General features: G+C 67.6%; 22 protein-coding genes. 13 read left to right on the forward strand and 9 right to left on the reverse strand.

Annotated elements, in window-relative coordinates; genetic code table 11:
• Positions 1-99 precede the first annotated feature (99 nt).
• From Q1A09_RS06280 to Q1A09_RS06305, 8 genes are all read left to right on the forward strand, one after another.
• On the forward strand, positions 100-1,071 hold the full coding sequence (locus Q1A09_RS06280; RefSeq protein ID WP_299952636.1) for a DUF4238 domain-containing protein: 972 nt from the start codon (positions 100-102) through the stop codon (positions 1,069-1,071).
• A 78-nt stretch (positions 1,072-1,149) separates the two neighbouring features.
• Positions 1,150-1,794, forward strand: a complete 645-nt coding sequence (locus tag Q1A09_RS06285; RefSeq protein WP_299952637.1) for a hypothetical protein — start codon at positions 1,150-1,152, stop codon at positions 1,792-1,794.
• A 114-nt stretch (positions 1,795-1,908) separates the two neighbouring features.
• Positions 1,909-2,202: an HNH endonuclease gene (locus Q1A09_RS22585; RefSeq protein WP_366139763.1), complete on the forward strand. Its 294-nt coding sequence runs from the start codon at positions 1,909-1,911 to the stop codon at positions 2,200-2,202.
• Positions 2,203-2,565: 363 nt separating this feature from the next.
• Positions 2,566-3,747 carry an ABC-three component system protein gene (locus Q1A09_RS06290; RefSeq protein ID WP_299952638.1) on the forward strand — a complete coding sequence of 394 codons (1,182 nt, stop codon included), beginning with the start codon at positions 2,566-2,568 and terminating at the stop codon, positions 3,745-3,747.
• A complete protein-coding gene (locus Q1A09_RS22590) occupies positions 3,744-4,217 on the forward strand; it encodes a three component ABC system middle component (protein WP_366139760.1) in 474 nt (157 codons plus the stop codon). The genes Q1A09_RS06290 and Q1A09_RS22590 overlap by 4 nt, the downstream gene beginning before the upstream one ends.
• Before the next feature lie 4 nt (positions 4,218-4,221).
• On the forward strand, positions 4,222-6,177 hold the full coding sequence (locus Q1A09_RS06295; protein WP_299952639.1) for a DUF3732 domain-containing protein: 1,956 nt from the start codon (positions 4,222-4,224) through the stop codon (positions 6,175-6,177).
• A 111-nt stretch (positions 6,178-6,288) separates the two neighbouring features.
• The gene (locus Q1A09_RS06300) at positions 6,289-6,717 is read left to right on the forward strand and encodes a hypothetical protein (RefSeq protein ID WP_299952640.1); all 429 of its coding nucleotides are present in this window, start codon (positions 6,289-6,291) and stop codon (positions 6,715-6,717) included.
• Between the two features lie 156 nt (positions 6,718-6,873).
• Entirely contained in the window at positions 6,874-8,049 is a 1,176-nt protein-coding gene (locus Q1A09_RS06305; RefSeq protein ID WP_299952641.1) for a hypothetical protein, read from the forward strand.
• 73 nt (positions 8,050-8,122) lie between these two features.
• On the opposite strand, the gene Q1A09_RS06310 is transcribed toward Q1A09_RS06305, so the two are convergent.
• Together Q1A09_RS06310 and Q1A09_RS06315 are read right to left on the reverse strand one after the other, a co-directional pair.
• Positions 8,123-8,569 (reverse strand): hypothetical protein, encoded by a 447-nt coding sequence (locus Q1A09_RS06310; RefSeq protein ID WP_299952643.1) that lies wholly within the window; start codon positions 8,567-8,569, stop codon positions 8,123-8,125.
• Between the two features lie 165 nt (positions 8,570-8,734).
• On the reverse strand, positions 8,735-9,262 hold the full coding sequence (locus Q1A09_RS06315; RefSeq protein ID WP_299952645.1) for a hypothetical protein: 528 nt from the start codon (positions 9,260-9,262) through the stop codon (positions 8,735-8,737).
• A gap of 199 nt (positions 9,263-9,461) precedes the next feature.
• Here Q1A09_RS06315 and Q1A09_RS06320 point away from each other — a divergent pair, with 199 nt between their 5' ends.
• Positions 9,462-10,622 (forward strand): DUF5677 domain-containing protein, encoded by a 1,161-nt coding sequence (locus tag Q1A09_RS06320; protein ID WP_299952647.1) that lies wholly within the window; start codon positions 9,462-9,464, stop codon positions 10,620-10,622.
• A 254-nt stretch (positions 10,623-10,876) separates the two neighbouring features.
• Here Q1A09_RS06320 and Q1A09_RS06325 read toward each other — a convergent pair whose 3' ends face one another.
• From Q1A09_RS06325 to Q1A09_RS06350, 6 genes are all read right to left on the reverse strand, one after another.
• On the reverse strand, positions 10,877-12,592 hold the full coding sequence (locus Q1A09_RS06325; RefSeq protein ID WP_299952649.1) for a copper resistance CopC/CopD family protein: 1,716 nt from the start codon (positions 12,590-12,592) through the stop codon (positions 10,877-10,879).
• 56 nt (positions 12,593-12,648) lie between these two features.
• Positions 12,649-13,314 carry a hypothetical protein gene (locus tag Q1A09_RS06330; RefSeq protein ID WP_299952651.1) on the reverse strand — a complete coding sequence of 222 codons (666 nt, stop codon included), beginning with the start codon at positions 13,312-13,314 and terminating at the stop codon, positions 12,649-12,651.
• Between the two features lie 49 nt (positions 13,315-13,363).
• A complete protein-coding gene (locus tag Q1A09_RS06335) occupies positions 13,364-14,032 on the reverse strand; it encodes a DUF1775 domain-containing protein (protein ID WP_299952652.1) in 669 nt (222 codons plus the stop codon).
• 152 nt (positions 14,033-14,184) lie between these two features.
• Entirely contained in the window at positions 14,185-14,520 is a 336-nt protein-coding gene (locus tag Q1A09_RS06340) for a YnfA family protein (protein ID WP_299952654.1), read from the reverse strand.
• 28 nt (positions 14,521-14,548) lie between these two features.
• Positions 14,549-15,274 (reverse strand): MerR family transcriptional regulator, encoded by a 726-nt coding sequence (locus Q1A09_RS06345; RefSeq protein ID WP_299953593.1) that lies wholly within the window; start codon positions 15,272-15,274, stop codon positions 14,549-14,551.
• Positions 15,275-15,354: 80 nt separating this feature from the next.
• A complete protein-coding gene (locus Q1A09_RS06350; RefSeq protein WP_299952657.1) occupies positions 15,355-15,861 on the reverse strand; it encodes a PH domain-containing protein in 507 nt (168 codons plus the stop codon).
• Positions 15,862-16,054: 193 nt separating this feature from the next.
• Here Q1A09_RS06350 and Q1A09_RS06355 point away from each other — a divergent pair, with 193 nt between their 5' ends.
• The 3 genes from Q1A09_RS06355 to Q1A09_RS06365 are packed head-to-tail and all read left to right on the forward strand — an operon-like array spanning position 16,055 to position 18,236.
• Complete coding sequence (locus Q1A09_RS06355; RefSeq protein ID WP_299952659.1) at positions 16,055-16,699, forward strand: thioredoxin domain-containing protein; 645 nt, start codon at positions 16,055-16,057, stop codon at positions 16,697-16,699.
• Positions 16,680-17,357: a vitamin K epoxide reductase family protein gene (locus tag Q1A09_RS06360; RefSeq protein WP_299952661.1), complete on the forward strand. Its 678-nt coding sequence runs from the start codon at positions 16,680-16,682 to the stop codon at positions 17,355-17,357. Before Q1A09_RS06355 ends, Q1A09_RS06360 begins: the two co-directional genes overlap by 20 nt.
• A 36-nt stretch (positions 17,358-17,393) precedes the next feature.
• Complete coding sequence (locus tag Q1A09_RS06365) at positions 17,394-18,236, forward strand: cytochrome c biogenesis CcdA family protein (protein WP_299952663.1); 843 nt, start codon at positions 17,394-17,396, stop codon at positions 18,234-18,236.
• 35 nt (positions 18,237-18,271) lie between these two features.
• Here Q1A09_RS06365 and Q1A09_RS06370 read toward each other — a convergent pair whose 3' ends face one another.
• Positions 18,272-19,648: a PepSY domain-containing protein gene (locus Q1A09_RS06370; RefSeq protein ID WP_299953595.1), complete on the reverse strand. Its 1,377-nt coding sequence runs from the start codon at positions 19,646-19,648 to the stop codon at positions 18,272-18,274.
• Between the two features lie 251 nt (positions 19,649-19,899).
• On the opposite strand from Q1A09_RS06370, the gene Q1A09_RS06375 reads away from it, so the two are divergent.
• Positions 19,900-20,511: an SCO family protein gene (locus Q1A09_RS06375; protein ID WP_299952665.1), complete on the forward strand. Its 612-nt coding sequence runs from the start codon at positions 19,900-19,902 to the stop codon at positions 20,509-20,511.
• Positions 20,512-20,551: the final 40 nt, after the last annotated feature.

The raw sequence follows: 20,551 nt of genomic DNA on the forward strand, positions 1-20,551 counted from the left end.
CATCGGCCTTTGATCTAAGCAACGGACGTGGCGAGGCCTTCGTCGGGCGTGTTGCTCAACCGGGCCAGATTCGTCGCCCCCGACTCGTAACCTGCGCCAATGGCGGACAGGCTCAAGCGGCGGCATCACACTGTGCCCAAGTTCCACCTGGCTCGGTTCGCCAACGACCGAAGCCAGTTGACCAGGGTTGCCCTGCCTGGAGACAAGCGTCATCTCATCTCGATCCGCGATGCGACCGTGGAGCGCGACTTCTACCTCATCGAGGAGGAGGACGGCACCCGGTCGGACGCCCTGGAGGATCTGCTCGCCGACAGTGAGGGGCGAGCCGCGGCGGCCGTTCGAGCACTCGTTGACGAGGGCGTGTGGCCGATACCTGACCAGGTGCGCTGGGACTTGGCGGGGTGGGCCGCGAGCCAAGCCCTTCGCACGACGGCCAACCGGCAATCCAGCAACGAGGTGGCCGACATGATGTTCAAGCTCGCGATAGGTGTCGGTGGGAAGAAGAAGACAGCTCGCGGACTCCGCGAGGCTCTGGGCCGAGAGCCCTCCCCGGCCGAGATCGACCGAGAGTGGGAGCGGCTCAGCGACTTCGATGGGTACACCGTCAAGCCGCACCCGAACGGTCATCTCAGCCTGTTGATGACGCTGTGGCCCGGTACGGCTCACATGTTCCACGATCGAGGCTGGTCGGTCGTTCGCTTCGAGCACAAGGCGCTGGTCACCAGCGACAACCCGGTCCACCTAGTGCCGGCCCCAGACCATCCGGAGTGGTCCGGCGTCGGACTCGCGACTGCGGCGCAGATCTTCCTTCCGCTGGATCGCCGTGTCGGGCTGATCATGGGCGAGGTGGGCGGTAAGGACATGCAAGCAGCCCCATCTGCTGATCTGGCGCGGCGCATGAACGCGGCCCTGGCCATGAGTGCGACGGCGGCGGTCTTCCACCACCCCGACGACAACCCTTTGGTGGGACTCGAGCTCCCCGCTCCCCATCAGCGGCGGACGGGCGGGTACGAACAGGTGAAGAGCTTCGTCAGCTCCGAGTGGCCGGCCACTTCTCCACAGCCCAGGTAGAGACCACTTCGCCGAGGAGCCGACCCCCGGCCCTCCGCACTTGCTGGCGCACGACGACGAGACGGTGGTGGGCACGCCATGACGGACATCGAAGCGGACAGCCATGGCTATTGGCGCTGGCGCGATGCCCTGCTACGCCATCCCGACGGGCGAGCGGTGGGGGGAGAACCATGCGTGAAGTGCGGCGCTGCGGTACCACCGAACGCGCACTGGATTCATCGCGACCGGCACGTTTGTGGGTCACGCTGCAACAGCAATCTGGGACGCCAGATCAACCGGCAGATCCGGAAGGGCGCCGACCTGCCGGTCGCAGCCCCACCGCCCATGCAGGACCCCCGCGTTGATCCGTCACCTCAGGTGTTTGCCACGGTCACGCCTGTGGGCGATGAACTGCCCTATCAGTTCGACGGCTTCGGACCGCGCGAAGGAGACGTGGTCGAGCGACACGGCGAGTTCACGAGCTACATCTGGCTGCGCCCAGACGAGATGCAGGCGACCCCCGAGTGGGCCCCCCAGGGACTCTTCGTTGCGGTACACGAGTCAGGCCACAAGCACATCCAGGCCGCGTCGATGGACGGGCTGGGCAGCCGAATGGTGTACGGCGCGGTCGATCCCGCCGGCGAGCGCCGGTCTCTGGACACGTTCGAAGTGGACGGTGAGCGGATGGAGTGGGCCTGGGAGTTCATCAGGGACGTCACACCCGACGGACGCGAGTACACGTGAGAGGCAGTCGCCTGCGTGCCGGTCGCCGCGCAGCACCCACACACCCTCTGGTCGCCGGCCTTCTCTGCCAGGTCGGCCCAGAAGCGGCGAGTGTCATCCTCGACGGCCCGCCACGTGCGACGACAGAGGACACAACTGGCACAGGCGGAGCGCTTCGACCCCGTTGAGATCTTCGAGCGCGACGGATGGATCTGTCAGCTGTGCACCGCACAAGTCGATCCTGCCTTGAAGTGGCCCGACCTACAGTCAGCGAGCCTGGACCATGTCGTACCGTTGGCTGCCAACGGTCAGCACAGCCGGGACAACACTCAACTCGCCCACTGGTTGTGCAACGTCCGTAAGGGGGCGAGCACACCTGACCCCTGGCCTCCGTCCGTCGGAGGATCTGCGTCGTCGGGGACCTGCTGACTTGGACTGTCACCGTGCCATGAGCACCTCGCGGCTTGAATGCGCGGTCCTCACGTCGCCCTTCATGACGCTGTCCGTGCTGCCGTTCACGCCTCCGCCCAGGCAGCCGAGGGTGCGGCAACCCTCCCTGCCTCACTTGCAGGCGTCGGGCCGGACGAACGGGAAGACCTCGGCCGTTACGCGCACCCGGCCATCTCGGGCCGGTCCTGCCCCGGTGTGGTCGTGGTCCCGACCGGAGCAACCAGGCCCAGAGGGCGCCGCTTCCTCCACTGCAGGCCGCACTGCCGTGTCCGTGACCAGCGATCTTCTGACACCCGCCCTCCGCGGGTATCCGGCTCCTGTCACACAAGCCACAATGAGCTAGTGGCCGCAGATCAACACACAGCGGCCGGCCAGGCCCTCGGCTACGTGTACCAGGTCGGTCGTGCCCTCCTGGAGCTTGCGCGGCCAGGGCCGGAGGACCAGGAGCTACGCCTGGAGAGCATTGACGACGTCTCTTGGCATGATGCGGCGGGCAATCCGCTCCAGGCGCTGCAGGTCAAGCACCACCTGGGGGTCGGCGGAACGCTTGGCGACATGAGCGCTGATCTATGGCGCACGATCCAGGTCTGGTTGGACAATCCCGCGTTGCAGCAGCCCGACGGCCCTTCGTTGTACTTGATCACAACTCAGTCCGTTACGGACACCAGCGCGCTCGCACGCCTCGGAACGCAGGACCGTGACCCAGGTTCTGCACTGCACCTCTTGAACGCAGCTGCCTCGGAATCAACTAACAAGTCAACGGCACGCGCCCGGACGGCTTGGTTGTCCCAGCCGCTAGCAACTCGGACCGGCATCGTCTCGCGGATCACCGCTGTGTGGCGACAGGCGACTGCGCAAGAACTGACCGCGGAGCTGCGCCAGGTGTTGGACGTTGGGCTACCCGTCGGGCAGGAGGACTCGTTTCTGGAGCTGCTGCTGGGTTGGTGGTGGCGAGTGAGTGTTGATTTACTCGCGGGCGCCAGAACCGGTGTAACCCGGCTACACCTTCGGCTTAAGCTCGACGATCTGCGCGATCAGTTCTCATCCCGCAACCTGCCAATGACTGTGGGTGCCGACGGTCTCCCAGATTCTCTCGAGGGTCACCGCGACCGCATCTTCGCTCACCAACTCGATTGGGTTGAGGCTGGTGACGACTTGCTGCTCATCGCGGTACGCGACTACTACCGCGCCTACTCCCAATCCCAGGATTGGGTCGAAAACAACATGATCGAGTTGGCAGAGCTAGCCGCATACGAGCAACGCGTCATCGACGAGTGGAAGATGCAGTTCGCGCTGATTCGTCGGAGCCTGGGGTCATCCCCTACGGAGGAGGACCTCAAGGACGCCGGGATGCGTCTTTACTCGGTGGCTATGAACCAACCTGCCTCGATGCTCCGACCCGGTCTCACCGACCCCTTCTTCGCGCGCGGTACTCATCACTCGCTTGCGGACGCCGGAACTGTCGGTTGGCACCCAGATTTCGCTCAACGACTTGAGGCCCTTCTCATGACGCGACTCCCATGACTCGCTGGCACGAGCAGCCCCCAGCCGTCCGAGCAACCCTGAACCCGTTGCTGGTCGCTGGAGTGCTCTCCTGGTCCAGTCGGGCATACCAGGAGACTGCCGATCGGCTACCAATGCCGTGGCCCTTGGCGTTCGTGGTGCCGTCCCTGGTACTGCACGCGCCGTCTCGGGATGCCCTCCCAGGGTCGACAGGCAAGCGATTTCTCTCATGGCGAGACGAGAACGACTTACTCGTGGCAGGGCTCCCCGCACGATGCTTGGCACTTGCACCGTTCACGCGGGCCGGCTTGCGAGCCGGGCTTCGGCACCAACTGCTGCAGATCAACGGCGCCGGCCTCCAGGGCCTCCTTTCCCCCGCACGGACGCCAAGCGACCTGCAGGCGCTGCAGCGCTCCTCAGCCCTTGTCGGCCGGTGGCTCGCGCCGCTTCCGGCTGCAACGGTGCTGGCCACGCTGGGGGTGACACCCTAAGCCCGTGCAGCTTGAATCGATCATCGTGTGGGGCTGGAACAGCCCTGACCCGCGCGTGGTGCCCCTCCATCCCGGCTTGAACGTGATCACAGGCGACTCCAAAACGGGCAAGAGCGCACTGCTCGACATCGTCGACTACTGCTTTGGTCGCTCCGAGGAGTCAGTCGCCGGTGAGCGGATCAGGGAGGCAGTCTCCTGGTACGGAGTCCTACTGCGGACCGGCGACACCTTTCTGCTCATCGCTCGTCCGCGACCTGCACGCGGGGCTGCAACGAACCAACAAGCACTGCTCGTCGAGTCCACCAGCGGTCGGCTGCCGACCTTCGCAGAACTGAAGGCCAACACCGACACCGCCAACTTGAGGCGGCGACTCGGACAGGTGCTCGGGATCGGCGAGTTCCGCGCCCCCGCAGCAGACAATGCGCTTGGTGAACCCAGTGCAGCTAGCGTCGGACAGGCCATACTGCTTTGCCTCCAAAAGCAAGGGGAGGTCAGCAACCAGGACCTGTTGTTCCACCGGCAGAACGAACGTCGGCGTGCAGACGCGCTGAGGGACACGCTCCCCTACTTCCTGGGCGCAGAGCGATGGGACCAGGCGGTCTGGCAGGCCCAGGCGCGGCAAGCGCGACGCATGGTCGAGGTACAACTGAACCGGTTGCGGGCTGCGGAAGCGCGTGACGCGGCCGTCGAGGCCGAACTACAGGCCCTTGTGCAGGAAGCGTTCGCGGTTGGCCTGTTGGACACCACCTCGATCGAGTCCCGCGAACAGACCATCCGAAGGCTGCGCGCCGCAACCATCCGTGTGCTGGGAACGCCTACGACGAGCCTCGATGGAACTACGTTCGAACGCCAACTTGCCCTCCAGAACACTCAGACCCGGCTCCGTCGGGAGCTGCGAGCCTTGCTTGAGGAGAGGGCCGCGCTCCGCGCACTGGGGCAGGATGAAAATGGCTACGGCGCCGCCCTCGACCGTCAGCAAACCGCCCTTCAGTCGTTGGACCTCGTCCCCCAGCCGGCTACGGACGCCTCTGAGATGTGCCCGGTGTGCGGCCAGCAGCTCGACGAACCAGACCCGAGCCTCGAAGAACTGCGGAGCTTCGCCACCCATCTGCGGGAGAACCTGGCGGGCTTGGTTGGTCATCGACCACGCAGAGCGCAGGCGGTTGCCCGCGTTGAGGCGCAGGTGTCGACGGTCCAAGAACAGCTCACCGCAACCGACGCCGCACTGACTGCGCTGCAGGCCGCGACGAGCCCGCAGCTGTTCGGCCTTAGCCGCGCAGAAGAGCTGGCGTTTCACCGGGGACGCATCGATGCGTCGCTCGCGGGTATCGCGAGTGGCGCCGACGGAGCGGTCGAACGGGCCCGCGAAGCCTATGACGCCGCCCAACGCAACCTCGATTGGGCCGAGGAGCGCGCAGGAGAGTCAGAGTCCGACCTCGGTGCCCGTTTGGTGACCGTCAGCCAGTACATCACTGACATCGCCGCGAAACTCGATGTTGAGCACTCCGAGCGACCGGTCACCCTCGATGTCCGTAACCTCACCGCGGTAGTCAGCACCGGCTCTGGGCGCCTCCGTCTCAATCAGGTTGGCAGCGCCTCGAACTACCTCGGACTCCACCTAGCGGTCCATCTCGCCCTGCATCGCTTCTTCGTGGAGGAGAACAGACCCGTCCCTCGCTTCCTCATGCTCGACCAGCCAAGTCAGCCTTTCTACCCACAGGATGACCCAACAAGGCCTCCCGGGGAACTTCCGACAGATGACAGCGATCGACAGGCGGTCCGCGACATGTACCGACTGCTCTACGATTTCGCCGAAGAGCGCGAAGGCGCGTTCCAACTGATCGTCAGCGACCATGTGAACCTGCGGGACGAGCCGTGGTTCGTGGCTGCCATTGTGGAGGAGTGGCGGAATGGGCGAGCACTGATCCCCGAGACTTGGCGACCCCGGGACGGATCTTAAGCTTCTTCTCCCGATTCACCGCCTGCTCAGGACCATAGGGAGACGGGTAGGCGGCGGGCCCTGCCGAACACCGATGACCCGCCTTTCGATCCACTACGCAAAGGAGCCGCAATGACCCCCCACATCAGTCAGGGCAGCGGAATCTGGGCCGCTGGTAGCCAGCCCTGGGTACGCCAAGTCGCACCCTCCGGCTATTCGGCGTCGGCAGCGCACGGCCGCGGCGTGCGCTGCTACTTCTGTGGGCACGACACCGCGAAGATCTCCGGGGCTGACGTCCAAAGCGACACCGGGCGTGTCGAGGTCTACTGCGACAACACTGACTGCGATGCCCGGACGGTCACGATCCTTGTCGAGAAGGACGGGGCCAGGGCGGCGCAGCGAGCTGACGTCCGCGCGCTGCAGGTCATCGACTCGGCTGGCCCCGTCGGCACGAGCAACCCAAGCGGCCCCACCACACAGGCTCCGCCGCCGTCCACGCAGGGCAGCACCACCGTGGCTCGACGAACGAACCGGGATCCCCTTCAGCTGACGGTTCCCTGACCGGCGCGGTCAGCGTCGACGCCGTCCCGTCATCCTCCGACCGCGCCACCATCTCGACGCTCCCTACCCGCGGCCAGGCCCAGTGCTGGCTGATCCGCCGGCCTGCAGCGGCGACCTTGGTCAGCGGACTCCTTCCCTGACGCTAGCGTGACGCTTGTGGCCATCGACGTCTCGGAACTGCAGCTGCTTTGGCCTGCATCCCTGTTTCGCATGGAGGCAGAGACCTTGCTGGCCTCTGGTTACGACGACGAAGAGTCCTTGGGATGGCTACTCGACGAGGCGTTCGCTGAGGGGCGTGGCTACAAGCTCGTCAGCGAGATCTATCAAGCTTCCGGCGGCGTGTGGGCTCAAGAGCCTGTCACTGCGACGCCTAGTGCGGTCACCGAGCTCGTACGGGTCCTCGCTGCGGGAGCGGAGGAACTGCCCCGCTACCGACGGAGGATGTACTTCACCGAACGGCAGCGCCAGCGGGAGGCGCTGCCCGAGCGCCCGCTCGAACTGAACGCCACCCGCCAGCTCGTCGCCGATGCCGTCTATGACCTCTCGGATCATGGCTACTTTGAGGACGCCTTCGGTAGCTCCTGCACAGACAATGCTGACTCCCCCGACATCAACGGTCAGGCCCGTCTTGCCGAGGAGGTGAAGACGGACCTGGAGGTCTGGCCCGTGCACCACCTCAACGGGGCGACTGTGGTGCCAGACGGTTGGACCAGCGACTGCTTCCTCGACGTCCTTGAGGCACTCGATCACCTTGTCGCTCGGCCTCGCAGGCGCTGGTGGCATGAGTACGCCGGCGAGTGGGACTACCGGGACTTCTCCCGCAGGAGCGGTCAGGCGGTCTTCCGGTCGCGGATCAACGCCGTGCTCGACCGCTCGGACCTGGGGTTGCGGCTCGCCGAAAGCGGACGGGACACGGGGCTCCTAGTGCGTTCGGCCGGGCCCGTCCGGGAAGCGCTGGTCATGCAGGTGCTTGAGACACCAGATCCATCCGTCCGAGGCAGAGTCAGCCATGCCGTTGAGTTGTTCAGGGGTCGGCATGCGAACCAGGAGCAGAAGCACTCGGCTACACGGGCTCTCGCCGACGTCCTTGAGCAGCGCAAGGCAACTCTGAAGACCGAGCTCTTCACGGGTGACTCAAACGCCCTGTTTCAGATTGCCAACCAGTTCGGCATCCGCCACATGAACGAGCAGCAGAAGACCGACTACCCCTCAGCCTTCCTCGACTGGGTGTTCTGGTGGTATCTCGCCACCATCGAGCTCACCGATCGCCTGATCGCTGACCAAGACGCCGCATCGACACCACCCCCAGGCCCGCAGCCAGCTGACGCATGAGCGGCAAACTGGGCGTCACAGCGGTCTCCCCGACGCCGTAGGCGCCGGCGTCCGCCAAGGTGAACCGAAGGGGTCAGGGAAGGTGTTCACCTGCCAGGACGCCGAACCGCGTTCCGCTGGCGTATTGGACTCGCCACTCAGCTTCCGTGCGCCGGAGTGAGATGACGACGATGGCAGCCGTACGAAGGCGAGCACTGACTCGCGTCTTGTCGATGGTCAACACGGCCAGGGTCCCAAGCTGGGCGAGCTGTGCATAATCCCCGTCGTTGCTCGCGATCCAGAAGTGGCGTGTGCCGTGCTCAGCCTGGCGCGACGCGCGGCGCAGCAAGAGTCGGTCAGCTCCCTGCGGCCGATGACCACCATTGAGCACCTCGAATCCGCTTTCGGCCACGGCAGAACCATGCGCTCGGCAGGTCACATAGTGGCCTGCGGCAATACGCCGGACGTCGGGACCGCCGAGAGCACCCAGCAGCCTCGCCAAGTCGGCAACCTGGTCCCGCCCGGTCGAGACGTTGTCCATGTCCCAGAGGGGGGTGACAGGCCCCGGCGTCCATCGGATCGGCAGTCGGGCTGTCACGGGCTGGAAATGGGTTGCGGCTCTGACAGTTCGGGACGACGTGAGGCCGCGCGGGCGCGCACCAAGTGCCGCGCGGCCGGGCAGGCAGCCCGACGTGCGACCTGATGCCTACTCGTCGGCGGCGCAGCGAACGAGGGTGAGGTGCCGCCGACGACCGATACGGGCCGGTCGAGATACGCCCTGGTCGGCAGCGGCGCCCTCTGTCGACTGGGGGGCACCGCTGCCTGACGCCGGATACCCCGGCGGTGCGAAGGGGTCGACCTCCTCCAGTGACGCGCAGCGGTAGGCGACGTTCTGCTTGGGTCCACCGTCTCTCGCCGGCGGCCGGTACCCCGGGGGCGCAGCGAAGGGGTCGATGTCCTGCGCGGTGCCGCCGTTGGACGCGACTCTTGCAGTGGAGTTCGCGGTTGCCTCGGTGGAGCTCAGACCGTAGATGGGCAGGTCGATGACCTGGACGCCGTAGACCTCGATCTGCCCGTCGGGGATCGCATAGCCCAGCGCGTCGCCCGCCTCGGCGCGCAACACCTCGGCGTCCCGCTCGGCTGCATCTGGGCTGGTGTAAGCGACGCGGCTGACAGCAACGCCCGAGTCAAGGATCAGCCACACGCTGGCTTCCGTCATACGCAGTTCCTCCACCTCACGGGACCTGGAAGCCCAGGGGCGTGGACCGTATCCGCAGGTACCGACACTTTGAGGCGATCACCCACTCGGTCGGTCATAGCAGCGCGTGGGAAGGGACGGGACTGCCCAGGGTCGGTTGACTCGTGGCCTCTCGTGGCCCCGGAGACCTCCCCCTTCTCAGCCGTCGAGCGCGGCGCGCCGACAGACTAGGGACATGGACGCGACAGGGAACTCACGCCTCCGACAGCGGTTGGTCGGCTTGCAGGATGAGGTAGCCGAAGCGGCGCCAGCGTTTACGCTGGCAGCCGACTCGGTCGCCGACTCCCTTCTCAACTACCTGGACGTCGTCTACGACGGCGAGCCCGGACCCGCGGAGAGCTTTCCGACCATCTTCAGTCAGGCGTGCAACGACCTTCTTGATCTGTTGGCTGCGGTCATCGCCGGCCATGGCCGCCCAGCGATGCGGGCCGCGCGAGCGGTGTTCGAGTCGGCGATCGCCTTGCTCGACGTCACCACGGACGGCAGCGCGGACAAGCGGTACATGGACCATCTGTGGGTCACCGCCTATCTGGAGTCCGGCCTGTCACTCGGGGAAGACTTGCTAACGCCGGGAGAGCGGGCCGCTGAGGAAGATCGTCGCCGGCGCTATCGGGCAAGCGCCCAGGAGGCGTACGCGGAGCTGGTGTCGGATAAGGGCTACGGCAAACGTTTCGTCAACGGGTGGGCCCGAGGCGACCTCGCGGCCCGCGCCCGGGCGCATGGTCACGAGCATCTGTACGCGCCATACAAGGTGGCATCCGGCGTCATCCACGCCGGTGCCGGTGGCGGCTACGGCACCGAGAACCTGATCAGTGGCCGACAGATCGTCCGCACCGGACCGGCATTGGCTATCTGCCCTCTGGCCGCGATCTATGGGCTCAGGAGCTTCCGCCTCCTGGTTCCTGCCCGAGAGCAGGATGCTGGTCACCCGTTGACGATCCTGCTGATCGATGCCATGAGTGACTTGGAGGGGGCGTGGCCTGCCTATCGCCGGGCCATGATGGAGCTAGACGCACGCTTGTGGCCCACCAATCCGCCAGAGCAAGGTCTAGTTGCCGTGGCTCGGGTATCGGTTGATGGATCCGTGGCCTGGTACGTCGCGAACCAGCGAAGCAAGCGCCTTGCCCCCACCAGCGCTCCCGCGCAGCTCCCGGTGGGCTTCGACCTTCTCGTACGAGCTACCAAGGAGGTCGGCGGTCCCCCTGGAGCCTCCGCCTTCTTCATGATCGATGGAGTGCTGGCGACCGTGCCAGCTGAGCCAACTTGGACGGAGCTAGAAGAACTGGCGTCCGGCGCGATCATGATGCGCGTTGAACTGCCTGACGACCGCACTTGAGACTCAGCGTCCACGAGCAGAAGGGAGCCTGACCACCATCCCCCAGCCGCGCACCGGCCGGCCCGCTGCGGGGGCCACCGTCGCGCGAAAGCAGTCGACTCTGGCGGGGTCTCACGACTTGACCGTCCACGACGCGCAGATGCGTACCCACTCCCCGCCGCCTCGGTCTGCCGGCCCCGGCGCGCAGGTAGACAACCACCGCTACATCGCCGTCCAAGCACTGCACTCCGCAGCTGCGCACCGGGCAGGCCGCCTCAACGCACCTGGAAGTCAGTCCCTGTAGTCGTGGCAGTGAACTCGTCGAGCCGGACTGTGACCGTCAGCGTCCAGGTGCCCTTCGTGGGGATGGACATGTCCTCACTGATCGAGTGCCCGGGTCCCGCTGGCTGCAGGTCCACGGGAAGAGGCCCGATCTCTTGTGCCGACGCGGTCAACGACACACGGAGGTCCTGCGCCTGCGTCAGCTGGTTCGCTTCATCGAAGAGGTAGAGGTGGAGCGTGTTGGTCCCTGTGGCAGCCGGATCAATGGACAGCTGGACCTGCCCCAGACCTGTCGCACCGCTGGAGGTCGTGAGCGGAAGCGTGACGTCGACGGGCTGCGCGACGGCGGACTTGGCCGGCGGAGTCCCGACGAGGACGGCGGAAAGGGCCAGGATCAACGCGACCACTGCGGCCTCGACGAGGACGGACCGACGCAGGACGCGCTGTTGCTGCTCGGACGGTGGGACGCCGACAACTCGATTGTCGGGCGGGGCGTCCGACTCGGCGGGCGGTCCGGCGCCCACGGTCGCGGCGGCCATCGCGAGTTCTCTCATCAAGGGAGTGACTGGCCCGTGGTGGCGGTGCACCCAGGAACGCGACGTCGCCGCGACGGCCAGCAGGGCGATCACCAGCGCGACCTTCCCGATGAGCACCCATCCGTAGGTGGTGGTGACCAGCGCTGAGGGAGCGCCGACTTCGCGGACGGACTGCACGACCCCAGTGGCGATCAGTGCGGCAACCGCAACGGCGGCCACTTGGGAGAACCTGGCCACGGCGGTCGCCTGGTGCCCGTGGTCCACGCCAGGTCGGAGAACGCCACCGAGAAGGCCGACGAGCCCGCCCGTCCATACCGCCATGGCGGCGACGTGGACCGACGTGACGACGATCGCGAAGGCCGGGAGGGCCCCAGCCACCGGGTGACCGACCGCGGCGAACGTGGCGACCAGCGCTGCAGCCGCGATCGAGATGACCGCGAGCGCCGCGCGGCGTGGCGTTCGTCCGCTGCGCCAGGCCGACGCCATGACCACGGCCAGGAGGACAGCGAGCGCCGCCCGGCTCAGGAGCACAGCGCCGAACGTCGAGGAGGCGGTTGCCTGCAGCAGGGTCGGGTCCGCGATCGAGTCGAGGCCGCTGCCTGCCGCGTAGGACCCTTGGAGGGCAAGCCCGCCGAGCGCCGTGAGGGCGACTGCGACTAGCCCAAAGGTGGTGAGGCGGCGCAAGAGCGGGGCACTCCAGCCGCCCGCCCAACAGACGAGGACGAAGACGGGAATGCCGACGCCCAGGGCAACGCCGGCGAACCCCAGCCAGCGGGTGATCAACAGAGCGACGGACACCGGCCGGTTGAGGTCGTCAGACACGTCGACGTCGGTCGCGGCCACCAGTTCGGCATCACCGACGACGAACGCATACGCCCCCGCGATCGGGTGCGAGTCGGCGGACAGGACGCGGTAGGTCACCACGTAGCTCGCCTCGGAGAGATCGTCCTGCAGCGGGATCCGGACCTCGGTTCCATTCACAGATGGCGACCCGGTATCCACGCGCTCGCCGTCGGCGCCCAGCACACGGGCGTAACCAGCGTCGAGAGACATGCTCTCGCTGAACGCGAGCGTGACCTCCGTCGGCGGATCGTCCAGACGCGCGCCATCGATGGGCGACGTCGTGACCAGCTCCGCGTGCGCTAAGGCTGGCCGGGCCGTCGTGATGTCCAAGAGCAGACCCACAACGGCCATGGCCCCGAGAATTAGGACGATGCGGGCCGATCGCCTCACGCGCTGACCCTGCCGTGGACCAGCGGCCGCCAACCGCCGGGCGTCCGTCCCCGCCAGGCCAGCACCCCGACGGTCGCGACACCAGCGAGGACGAGCAGGTGGCCGGCGGCACGCTCGATGTGCACCATCCCCGCCAACAGGTCGGACACGGTGAGGACGGACAGCAGCAGCGCGAACGCAGCAAGGAACGGCAGAGCTCCTGCCGCCAGGCGCGGAGCGGCAGCCACGGCCAGGAAGGAGACGGCGACAGCGAGGCTCCACGCACCGGTCTCGTGAGCGACATGGGTCGGGGCGCCCATGACGCCGGTCGCTGCGGACAGCGCCGGTAGCGCGAGGGCGCCTTGTCCGACCCCGACAGCGAGGAGCACGAGCCGTAGCGCGAGCTCCCCCAGTCCAGCACCGATTCGTCGTGCAGTTGGCGCATGGGCGTCTCGCAGCGCGAGCAGCACGCCATGGGTCACGTCCGGGATCGCCTCGGCCACGGCCAGGCGGGTCCGGCGCGTCACCTGTTGCGCCTGCTCCTCCCACCGTGTGCAGTGTGAACAGGCCGCAAGGTGACGCGTCAGCATGGCCTCAGCGAGCCCGAGCGACTCGCCGTCCAGCCGGGCGGAGATGGCCTCGCGGTATGGCCCGCACCCGTCATCGTGCGTCTGACCGTTCATGAGGCGCTCCCGGTTCGTTCTGCTCGATAGTGCGTGGGGCGGACGGGGTTCAGGCGCGGCCGGACTGCCTGCGTCGGAACCACAGGGCCGCACCTGCCAGTGCGGCAACGGCGACGATGGCACCGATCACCCAGCCGGTGGAGGGCGATTCCTCGTCAGTGGCAGCTGCCGGCTTGGCAGTGACCTCAGCGTCCGCCGAGGGCTCGGCCGTGGCGCTCGGACTCGGTGTGGCCGAGGTCTGGGCCGGCGACGGAGCCGGAACGGCTGCCGGTGCCACCGCGATCGCGGGTGCCGGGCTCTCCGGCTCAGGGTTGTCAGCCGTCGGCAGCTCGATCCAGGCGTCTTCGGAGCCGTCGGAGTACCGCACGAGGGTCTTGAAGGGCACCTGGGCAGCGGCGTCCACCGGAAGCTGGGTGATCGTGATGCCGAACTCGGCGTCGACGCCAGTGGCGATGGCCGGACCGGCTATCTCGTACCCGTCGTTCGTGGGGCTGAGGACCCAGCCGTCCGGCCCTGAGGCGAGGGAGACCGATGACGGAGCTAGGCCAGCGGGCAGCTGCGTCTTGACGCCCGTGATGCCGGCCGTGGGCGACTCGGCCTCGACCGTGAAGGCAACGACGACCGGCCCGGCTCCAGCCTGGGCTCCTGGCGAACTGGCCTCGACGTGCGCACTCGCCGGAGCAGCACCGAGGACGACGAATGCCAACACGGCGGTCATGGGGAGGAGCACCCGGCGGACGGTGGGAGAGAAGAGGTACATCACGCTCTCTCAGTCGTCCGGGTCGCCCCGCTGGTTCCAAGTACTACGACACAACTTCGTAGTCGTTCCCGACCGCCCCCCGGTCCCCCGGCCACGTTCGAGAGGTCGCGTCAACCCGAGCGGGGCGCGTACATGATGACGGTGACACCGGCCAGGCAGATCGCGGCTCCGAGCACGTCGGCACGATCCGGGCGGTAGCCGTCCGCCACCATGCCCCACACCAGCGATCCGGCCACGAAGATGCCGCCATAGGCGGCGAGGATGCGCCCGAACTCGGCGTCCGGTTGCAGTGTGGCGACCAGGCCGTAGAGACCGAGCGCGATGGCCCCGAGACCGACCCACAGCCAGCCGCGGTGTTCCCGGATTCCCTGCCAGACCAGCCACGCACCACCGATCTCGAAGAGGGCGGCGACGACGAACAGTCCGATGGAGCGAGCGACGAGCATCTGGGTCCGTTCTCGACAGAGCACACGGTCAGGGCGAGAAGAGCTGGTCGATCAGCGACGTCGCCTCCGGCGGCGCCGTGACCTCGACGCGTAGACCTGTGCCGTCCAGCTGCAGGCGGAAGGTCAGGAAGGGGCAGCACTCGTGCTCCTCACTGACCAGGAGCATGACCGCCTCGACCGCCCGGCGTGGGAGGTGCAGGGCGTAACCGCCGTCCACTGCCGTCCGCGGCGCGTTCCCGAGCGCTTGGCGCCACCTGCCGATGCGCACCGCGTGGTCGGCACCGGTCAGCGAGCATGCGATTGCCTCGGTGGGCGTCGGCGGGGACTCGGCGGAGTCATCGGGCTGCACGCCCGTCGGGTCGTGCAGAAAAGAGCACCCACGGTCACAACGGGACGACCGGTCCGGGAGCGCATCGAGGTGCTCGAGCGCTGACATCAGTTCCCGCTCGAAGTCGGCCAGCAGCCGGCGCTGAACAGCCGCCTCCTCCAGACGAGCCGTGAGCCTTGGACGGAACTGGGCGCGGACGTCGCGGCACGCGCCGCCTTTCCAGACCCCCAGCAGCTCCCGGATCTCGCGCAACGGCAGCCCGAGGTGCTTCGCCGTGCCGATGAAGGCCAACCGGTCGACCGCTGTCCGCCCGTAGACCCGGTACCCCGCGGCTGTACGGCCCGCCGGCAGCAGGCCCTCCTGCTCGTAGAACCGCAGGGTCGTGGCCGGCACACCACTGACTTCGGCCAGCTGCGAGACACGCATCCCCTCCACGAACCGACCGTAGAGCTTCGACCCGACTCGAAGGTCAAGGAGTCCAGCCCCGCGACCTAGCTCGCCTGCCGTCAGTCCGGATACAGAAGGTCCTCGCGCGGCTTCGCGTGGGCGGCTTGGTGGGCTGTCAGCAGCGATCGGAGGCCGCGCAGGGCGGTCACCGTTCGTTCGCCGTCCGACGTTTGAAGGGCGAGCACGGCGAGTTCGTCTCCGTTGCGCAGCTGCAGACTGGCCCATGAGGACTTCTCCTCGAACCGGACGGCGATGACCCGCTCCCAGGGGACGTCCTGCGAGGTGGCGATGTTGCGCACTCGAACACCGTGCTCGTCGGCGTCGACCCGGGGTCGGCCGAAGACCAGCACCCCTGCGGCCACGGCGAGGCCCAGGCCGAACATCGCCACCTGGTCCGCCGGGCCGAAGGCCACGACCCCGACGGAGGACGAGGGAAGCCTGAGGACGACCACGGTGGTGACGGCGAGGACTGCGAGGGCAGCCGCTGTGACCACCAGCCGTAGGAGACGCGGCACGGCGGTCACTCGCGTCGGGTTCGGGACATCGGACGGCTTGCCGGCCTGCATTGCTCTCCAGTCATGGTCGGTGGCTGGAACAGCTGACGCGGATTCTGCGGTGGCGTCCCAGCTACCACGCGGACGCGTTGGTTGACGTCGGACAACCGACGCGCGACCTGTAGCGTCCCCTACGAGTGAAGATAGTAGGTCACCGGACAGGTCGCCTTCGCTCGTGAGCCGTCTACTCCTGACGAGGAGCGCAATGAGCGCGAACTTGAAGATCTCCGCCGCCCTGGTCGCAGTTTTCGTGGTGGGGCTCGGGGTGTTCGGACTCGTCCGCAGCCAGGGCGAAGAGGACGTACCCGCTGCCGCCGCGCCGGCCGTCGTCCGAGAGGACAGCCACCGACTGTCCACGGCTGCGGACAGTCGGGTGACCCTGGTCGAGTTCCTGGACTTCGAGTGCGAGGGCTGCCTGGCTGCCTACCCCTTCGTCGAAGAGCTCCGCCAGCTCTACGACGGGCGGATCACCTTCGTGGCCCGCTACTTCCCGATGCCGGGCCACGCCAACGCAGAGAACGCTGCGGTCGCCGTCGAGGCCGCCGCCCAGCAAGGCCGCTTCGAGGACATGTACGCCCGGATGTTCGAGACACAGACCGAGTGGGGCGAGAAGCAGGAGTCACAGGCAGCGGTGTTCCGCGGCTTCGCTGAGGACATGGGACTCGACTTGGCGGCCTTCGACGCCGCAATAGCGGACCCGGCGACGCTGGAACGCGTACTGCGGGACCGAGCGGACGGGATCGCTCTCGGGGTGGAGGGCACGCCCACGTTCTTCCTGAACGGCGAGAAGCTGACGGTCACCACCACCGACGAGTTCATCGAGCAGGTCGATGCAGCTCTCGCTGACTGAACCGGTCCGCGACCCCGCGGCGACCGCCGACACCGATCGCCGCAGCGAGGCGACCCCGTCGGTCGGTGGCCTGACGGATCGCGGACTCGCTTGGCTGTTGCTCCTCGGCGGGGCCGTCGGGCTGACGGCGTCCTTCGTGCTCGCCGTCGAGAAGTACGCACTGCTCGTCGATCCCAGTTACGTACCCACCTGCAGCCTGAACCCAGTGCTCAGTTGCGGTTCGATCATGGCGAGCACCCAGGCGGCGGCCTTCGGTTTTCCCAACCCCCTGCTGGGGGTCGCCGGCTTCTCCGTGGTCGCCACCGTCGGCGCCGCGGCATTGTCCGGCGCGCGACTCGCCCCCTGGTTCTGGGCTGGTCTCCAACTCGGAGTCACCGGCGGCGTGCTCTTCGTGCACTGGTTGATCTTCAACAGCCTGTATCGCATCGGCGCCTTGTGTCCGTACTGCATGGTCGTCTGGGCGGTGACGATCCCCCTCTTCTGGTACGTCTCCCTGCGCAACATCGGTCTCGTGGCAGGGCGACTCCCTCGACGGCTCTCCACCGTGGTGCTGGCGGCGCAGCGGTTTCACGGCGCGGCGCTCACCGCGTGGTTCCTCATCATCGCCATGGCCATCGTCGAGGCCTTCTGGCTGTACTGGAGCACTCTCCTTGCCTGACCACCCGCCCCACGTTCCACCAGGGACGAGAGGCTCATGAGCACCCTCGGTGAAGCGTTCGCCGACATCGTCAGCGACGGCTCTCTTCTCTTGGCGGCAAGCGTGGCCGCGCTCGCCGGGCTGATCAGTTTCGCATCGCCGTGCGTCCTGCCGCTCGTGCCCGGCTACCTGGCCTACGTCGCCGGGCTGACCGGCGCCGCGACCGGGGCGAGTGGCCCCCGGGAAGAGGTGAGCACGGATACGACCCCCGCTCCCGCCACAGTGACGACTGCAGCCAGGAGCGACGTGAGCGAGCGTCGACGCGTCGTCCTCGGAGCCCTGCTGTTCGTCCTTGGCTTCACCGTCGTGTTCGTGTCGTTCGGCGCTCTCTTCGGAGGACTCGGACGACTGCTGCTCGACTGGGCGCCGGTGCTCACGCGGGTCATGGGCGTGGTCACCATCGTCATGGGCCTGGCGTTCCTCGGCGGTCTGCCCTGGCTGCAGCGGGAGCGCCGCATCACCCGGCGCCCGCCGGCTGGTCTGGCCGGCGCCCCCCTGCTGGGCGTCGTGTTCGGCCTCGGGTGGACGCCCTGTCTCGGACCGACCCTCTCCGCCGTCAACACCCTCGCCTACACGGAGGCATCCGCCGGGCGAGGTGCCGCTCTGGGCCTTGCGTACTGCATCGGGCTGGGCGTCCCGTTCCTGTTGGTGGCACTGGGAGCCCGGCGAGCACTCTCGCTGTCGGCCTTCGCCAGGCGGCACGCCCCGACCGTGATGCGCATCGGCGGTGCGCTGCTCCTGGTTCTGGGACTGCTGCTGGTCAGTGGACTGTGGGACGGGATGATGCTGTGGCTGCGGTCCTGGTTGGCCGCCACCGGGCTCGGCACCTCGTCCGTCTGACCGCCCCTGGCGCCGGAGCGACATGGGGTCGGTCCTCAGCGGAGGAGTTCGTACTCATCCTCCGCGTCGCGCGGCTGGTCAGCGTCGACCGGCGACGGCTCCCCGCGCCTTGCCTGCCGGGCACCGAGGAGACCGTCCACCACCAGGAAGCCCAGCAGCGTCCAGCCGAACCAGGGCAACGCCCACCCCAGCGCCACAGCGACGCCGAGCACGACGACCAGCGCCGCCGGGTGGACGCCGCGCCGAGCGCCCCGCCGCGGCGCTCGGCCGACCCGGGCACCGTCACGGCGCGGACGGCGCTGCCACCAGGACCGGTATCCCCAGAAGATGACGCACAGCAGCCCCAAGGCCAACGCGGCGAGCAGCAGCTGGTTCACCGGGCCGAAGAGCAGCCCCATGTGTGCCGCGATGCCCACCGTCGACAACTTGGACAGGACCGGCCGGTCTGACCAGAGGTTCGCGTCGAAGATCTCGCCGGTCTCCGGGTCCACGGCCACCTCGTCCTGTTGCACCGGCCAGCGATCGTCGTCCTCCGCCACCGTCCACGCACTGCCAGGCCCTGCAGGAGTCACCACGTATGGCGCGCTGATGCCAGCCTCCGAGGTCGCCGCAACCACAGCCTCGAGCTGCCCTACGTCCAGTGCGACGGCTGCGGCACCGCCGTGCCCGGCGTGCTCGCCTGCGGTCGGGTCACCGGGCCCTTCGATCACGGTCTGCACGCCGGGGTTGGTGGCGTCCAGTGACGTCAGCAGCGAGCTGAAGCGCTCACCGGCGAACCGCGACCAGGTCAGCCCGGTCATGGACAGGAACAGGAGACCGACGAGCAGCCAGACACCGGTCGCGCCGTGCCAGGACAGGGTGCGCCGCCGGCCGGTGGCCGACATGTCGGGAAGCAGAGTCCGGCGGATGCGCGATGCCGTTCGGCGCCGACGCAGCCAGAGCACCAGCCCACCGAGGGCGACCACCCAGAGCCAGCTGGCGGCGATCTCGGAGTAGTGCCGTCCCAGGTCGCCCAGGAGCAGGTTGCGGTGCAGGTCGTCCAGTGCGGTGACTGCCGGGGTCGATCCGAACCAGGTGACCAGCTCGCCGGTCACCGCCCCGGTGTAGGGGTCGACGTAGACGCTGCGTTCGCGGTCGTTCGCCAGAGTCGGATCACTGAAGGTCACCGTCGTCGTCCGGTCCGGAGCGTCTGACACGCGGACGGAGGCGATGTCCAGGCCGGTCTCGAAGGTCTGAGCCGCCGCCACTTGCTCGCCCAGCGGAAGGGTCCGGTCACCGACTTCCGCCACCCACAGCTCGTCGGCGTAGAGCACTCGGTCGATCTGCGGAGAGAGGGTGTATAGAAGCCCGGTGACGGCGGCCGCGACGATGAAGGGCGCGACGAGGACTCCCGCGTAGAAGTGGAGCCGCATGAGCAACGGGACGAGGCCACCTCGCTGCGCCGGTCGAACCACCGGTGCGACGACAGTCGGCGCTTTCGTCGAGTCATCGGGTTTGTACGGCGTGGTCGACACGTGTCGCCTCTCGGTGATCGGAGGCGACCGATCGGAGCCGCCGGGGAGACAGTCGTCGGACAGATCGCCCCAGTTCCCGGGTCAACGCTTAGGCTACTAACGTGCTTAGGGCAGAACCCGCCAGGAAGACACTGCTTGCGCTCGCAGGCGTGGGCTTGACCACGGTCCTCGCCGCCTGCGGCACGGACGACACCCATGCCGCAACGCACGACGTAGGCGCGGCGTCGGTGTCCTCCTCAGCGGACGAAGGACCGTACGCGGGACGCGAGCTGCCCGAGCCCAAGGCGCGCCCAGCCTTCACTCTGACCGACCAGACCGGCGCGACCTACGACTTCGCGGCAGCGACCGCCGGCCAGCCGACGATGCTGTTCTTCGGGTACGCCAACTGCCCAGACGTCTGCCCGACGACCATGGCCGATGTCGCTCTGGCACTGCGCTCCGTGCCAGAGGACGTCGCGGCTCGAACCCAGGTGGTGTTCGTGACGACCGACCCGGCGCGGGACACGGCCGACTTCCTGGGCAGCTACCTGGCTCGGTTCGACGCTGGACTGCCCAACCGCTTCATCGGCCTGACCGGCACGCAGGCTGCGGTCGAGGCCGCACAGGAGGCAGCGGAAGTGCCGTTGGCAGAAGGCAACGGCACCATGCACGCCACGAGCCTCTACCTGTTCGGTACCGACGACCTGGCCCGCGTCATGTTCTCCGCAGGTGACACCTCCGCCGAGATCGCGCAAGACCTGGAGGTTGTCGCCAACGCCTGACGATTCACGCTTTCTTGAATTCAGTTATCGCTGTACTGTC

It is taken from the genome of uncultured Modestobacter sp., from assembly GCF_947486615.1.
Lineage (GTDB): Bacteria > Actinomycetota > Actinomycetes > Mycobacteriales > Geodermatophilaceae > Modestobacter.